Below are 4,513 nucleotides of genomic sequence, written 5' to 3'. Positions count from 1 at the left end.
GAATAGGTGCCCAGCTCGCGAGCCTCGTCGGCCAGCGCCAGCACCTGCTCGGGCGTGGCATCGGTCTTGAGCAGGGTGTGGTCGATCATCTGGGCGACGGCGGAACGGGTCAGGTCTGTCATGTGTCCAGACTAGGTGGTGGGCACCTGCTGCGGAATCTGTTGAGCTGGGGGCTGGCCGGATCGTGGACACCCATGGTGGCTTCGGGGCTTGGCTGGCGGCGGGGTTGAAGTGCTGGTCGAGGGCGAAGTCTGGTCGAGGAGCAACGGGCTGGCAAGCCAACGCGCCGTGCCGGTACCAGCCGTGCGCCCATCTGTACGGAATCCATGGGATGGGAGCACTAGGCTGGCGGGCGTGACTGAGCACGAGGAGCCCATCGGCCCCAGCGGCGCACCCCGCCGTCGTGCCGCCGATCCCCAGGACGAGACCCCGGCCGGCCCGCGACGTCGCGCCGCGGAGCCCGAGCAGGACGCGATGCCCAGCCGTGCCCGTCGGGTCTTCGATCCTGCCGAGGAGGGCGCGGCGCCGCAGGAGAGAAGCCCCTTCGAGGATCCTGCCAAGCGCCCGGCCAGCAGGCCGAGCCGGCGGGCGGCCAACCCCGAGGACCAGTCCACGCGGGTCGAGCAGGCTGCACCGCGCGCGCGGGCCGAGCGCCCCCAGACCGAGCGGGAGGAACCCGTCATCCCGCGTCACCGGGCCGTCGAGCCGACCCCCGTGCCCACCGGCGCCACCGTCACCGAACGCCTCGATGACGCCCCCAACGGCAGGAAGGCGTGGTGGCTCGCGCTGCCCCTGGTGCTGGCCCTGGGCGGCGGTGCCTGGTACCTCTCACAGCGCGAGGACAACCCCGCCCAGCCGCAGCCGGCCGCTTCGCCGTCGGCCCCCGCCCCCGCCAGCGCCTCGCCGTCGGCGACCGTCTCACGCGCTCCCGGGCAGGTGCCCGGCCCCGGAACCGTTGCCGTGGTGAAGAAGCACCTGACCGACGAGGGGTTCACCTGCGCCGAGGAGGGCCAGGCCGGGATGGACTCCTGGACGTGCACCCACTACACCAGTGACCCGGTGATGATGGCCTATGTCGGTGGTGCCAAGGGATCCCGGCTGGGCCGCGTCGCCCTCAACGTCCAGGACGGCAAGGGTGGCAAGGACCCCAAGGCGCTGGCCCTGCAGCAGTACCTGGCCGGCCAGGTGGCGGCCGACGACAAGCAGCGTGACGAGCTGCTCAAGGCGGTGCGGGCGGGCACCGAGGAGGAGTACGCCAAGACCGAGCAGGGTGACATCGTGGCCCGCGGCAGCAGCGACGGGTCGATCGTCGCCTATGTCGACCGCTGGGTGCCCGACCGGGCCATGCCGGTGAGCCTGCTGCCGGCCAAGCCGCTGGCCGCCGAGCTCGACAAGCTCGGCTACACCTGCAAGGGCAGTGACGACGTCAAGTGTGAGCGCACCGAGAAGGAGATCACCCACAGCATCGACTACCGGGTCAGCGGCATGGAGATCACCTACCTCAAGGTGAAGAGCCAGGCCGGTGCGGGGGCCACGGTCACCGAGGCCGCCACCACTGAGGTGAAGCAGGTGACCTCGCTCTTCCAGCAGGGCCCCAAGATCCAGGAGTGGCTCGCCAAGCACGCCAACGAGAAGGCCGGCGCCACCGGCTACCAGGACGGCATGGCACTCGACTGGTACCCGGGCTCCTCCCAGGCCGGCGGTTCGGCGGCGATCTTCTACCTGCGCGAGGCCTGCTGGACCGATTCGGTGGAGTCCTGCTGAGCCTCAGGCCAGCGGCACCCGCAGCGTGAAGCAGGTGTGACCGGGGGCCGAGTCGAGGCTGGCCTGTCCTCCGTGCGCCTCCATGACGGCGGCGACGATCGCCAGGCCCAGCCCGGTGGAGCCCTCCGAGGACTGGGTGCGCGAGCCCTCACCGCGGGCGAAGCGCTCGAAGACGTGGTCGCGCACCGACTCGTCGACGCCGGGTCCGTCGTCCAGCACCGTGATGACGGCCTGGCGTCCCTCGACGGCCACGCCGGCGGTGACGTGGGTGCCGGCCGGGGTGTGCTTGCGGGCATTGGCCAGCAGGTTGGCCACCACCTGGTGCAGCTTCAGCGCGTCGGCGCGGGCCACGACGCCGTGCTCGGGCAGGTCGACGCCCCAGTCATGGTCGGGCCCGGCCACCTGGGCGTCGGAGACGGCATTGAGCACCAGCTCCACGACGTCCACCTCGGCCAGGTCGAGCTGGGGGTCGTTGTCGAGCCTGGCCAGCAGCAGCATGTCCTCCACCAGCCGGCTCATCCGGGTGCTCTCGGACTCGATGCGCCCGATCGCGTGCTCGGCATCGGTGGGCAGCTGCTCTCCGCTGCGTCGCGTGAGCTCGGCATAGCCGCGGATCGAGGCCAGCGGGTTGCGCAGCTCGTGGCTGGCATCGGCGACGAACTGGCGCACCTTGGTCTCCGAGGCCTGGCGGGTGGCCAGGGCGTCCTCGACGTTGTCGAGCATGTGGTTGAAGGCGAAACCCACCCGGCCCACCTCGTTGCGCGGGTCGGCATCCATCTGGTTGAGCCGTTCGGGCAGCACCACCTCGCCGCGCTCCAGGGCCATGTTGGAGACCTCGGTGGCGGTGGCGGCCAGCCGGGTGAGCGGTGTGAGGGCGCGCACGACGACGGCCCGCACCGCGGCGACGGCGATGGCGATGGCCAGGGCGGTCAGCCCGAGCACCAGCAGCAGCAGCTGGCGCAGGGTGTGGTTCACCTGGGACAGGGGCAGGGCGACGATCTGGGTGGTGCCGCTGGGCGAGGTGGAGGCGACGGCCCGGTAGGAGCCGAGCCCCTCGAGCTCCATGGTGGTGGGCTGGCGCGGCTGGCTCCCGACCAGCTGGCGGGTGACCCTCTGGGCCAGGTCGGAGTTGCCCCCCTCCACCCACAGCTCACCGCGGGTGGTGCCCTCGCTGAGTGTGACGTTCACCTGCCCGACCTGGGTGCCGGGCATCGGGCGGCCATCCATCCGGTGGGAGCCGTCGAAGCGCTCGCCACGCGCCACCGCGCTGTACAGCTGCTGGTCGACGGCCGAGACCAGCTGGTGGCGGGTGGCCAGGATGCTGGCGGTGCCGAGCACCAGGGCCAGGGCGGCCACCAGGGTGGCGATCCGCAGCACCAAGGTGCGGCTCAGCGTGCCGCGCCCCAGCTGGGGCAGGGGAGCCAGCGCGGCCGTCGATCCTGGCTGGTGGCCGACGACGACCTGGCTCATGCGGCGGGGCGCAGCACGTAGCCGGCGCCGCGCATGGTGTGGATCATCGGCTCGCGGTCGTGGTCGATCTTCTTGCGCAGGTAGCTGATGTAGAGCTCGACCACATTGGCCTGGCCGCCGAAGTCGTAGTTCCACACCCGGTCCAGGATCTGTGCCTTGGACAGCACCCGCTTGGGATTGCGCATCAGGTAGCGCAGCAGTTCGAACTCGGTGGCGGTCAGGGTGATCTGGTCGCCGCCGCGGGTCACCTCGTGGGAGTCCTCGTCGAGGGTCAGGTCGCCGACCACCAGCATCGAGTCGTTGACCGGGGCCGTGGCGCCGCTGCGGCGCAGCAGGGCGCGCAGGCGGGCGATCACCTCCTCCAGGCTGAAGGGCTTGGTGACGTAGTCGTCGCCGCCGGCGGTCAGCCCGCCGATCCGGTCGGCGACGGCGTCCTTGGCGGTGAGGAAGATGACCGGCACGTCGGGCTGCCCGGTGCGGATGCGGCGCATCACCTCCAGCCCGTCGAAGTCGGGCAGCATCATGTCGAGCACGATGGCGTCGGGCCGCACCTCGCGGGCCACCTTGACGGCCTCGGTGCCGCTGCCGGCGGTGCTGACCTGCCAGCCCTCGTAGCGCATTGCCATGCTGAGCAGCTCGGTGAGGCTCTTCTCGTCGTCGACGGTGAGCACCCGGATGGGGGAGCCATCGGGCCGGGTGAGCTGTTCGGTCTTCTCGAAGCGTGCCATGACTCTACTTTCTGCTGCTCGGCCAGCAGGGGGCTGTGCCCTTGCTGTGTGCTGCCTGTGAGGCCCAGTCTGCCGGACGGCTGCGCCGGATCAGGCGTACTCGCGCACCTCGAGACGTTCGTTGTCCTCGTGGCGCCGACGAAAGAGCAGCGCGTCCAGCCCGGCGCGGCCGGAGCCGAAGAAGACCAGCAGCAGGGCCACCATCGCCTGCAGCGCATTGAGCTCCCAGCCGTCGGTGTGGTTGTACAGGCCGCCGGACTGCTTCACCCACACCGCCACCAGCACCTGTTGCACCAGCACCACCAGGGCGACCAGCGGCACGAGCAGCCCGAAGACCAGCAGCACGCCGCCGACGACCTCCAGAGTGAGGCTGCCCCAGGCCAGCAGGTAGGGCTGCGGCACCTGGTGGTCCTGCAGGTGGCCGATCTCGGCGGGCATGCCGACCACCTTCCAGCGGTGCCAGGCGTGGGCGATCATCAGCAGGCCGAAGCAGATGCGCACGGCCAGCAGGCTCATGTTCTGCAGGAAGGAGACCAGGGCCCTCATGGGTG

Annotated in this window: 4 protein-coding genes; 1 reads left to right on the top strand and 3 read right to left on the bottom strand. The window is 71.0% G+C overall.

The genetic code is table 11. The features are described from left to right. Positions 1-354: 354 nt before the first annotated feature. On the top strand, positions 355-1,764 hold the full coding sequence (locus ACHFFZ_RS05435) for a hypothetical protein (protein WP_394275644.1): 1,410 nt from the start codon (positions 355-357) through the stop codon (positions 1,762-1,764). A gap of 3 nt (positions 1,765-1,767) precedes the next feature. Here the strand turns inward: ACHFFZ_RS05435 and ACHFFZ_RS05430 are convergent, their stop codons facing one another. The 3 genes from ACHFFZ_RS05430 to ACHFFZ_RS05420 all read right to left on the bottom strand — a co-directional run. Then, a complete protein-coding gene (locus ACHFFZ_RS05430) occupies positions 1,768-3,234 on the bottom strand; it encodes an ATP-binding protein (protein WP_394275643.1) in 1,467 nt (488 codons plus the stop codon). Continuing rightward, positions 3,231-3,962: a response regulator transcription factor gene (locus ACHFFZ_RS05425; RefSeq protein ID WP_394275642.1), complete on the bottom strand. Its 732-nt coding sequence runs from the start codon at positions 3,960-3,962 to the stop codon at positions 3,231-3,233. Before ACHFFZ_RS05425 ends, ACHFFZ_RS05430 begins: the two co-directional genes overlap by 4 nt. Positions 3,963-4,052: 90 nt before the next feature. Continuing rightward, the coding region (locus tag ACHFFZ_RS05420; RefSeq protein ID WP_394275641.1) for a DoxX family protein at positions 4,053-4,513 on the bottom strand (461 nt) is incomplete at its 5' end.

Origin of the sequence: Luteococcus sp., assembly GCF_043424415.1 — a bacterium.
Taxonomy (GTDB): Bacteria; Actinomycetota; Actinomycetes; order Propionibacteriales; family Propionibacteriaceae; genus Luteococcus.
This window is presented reverse-complemented; position numbering and strand designations above follow the sequence as displayed.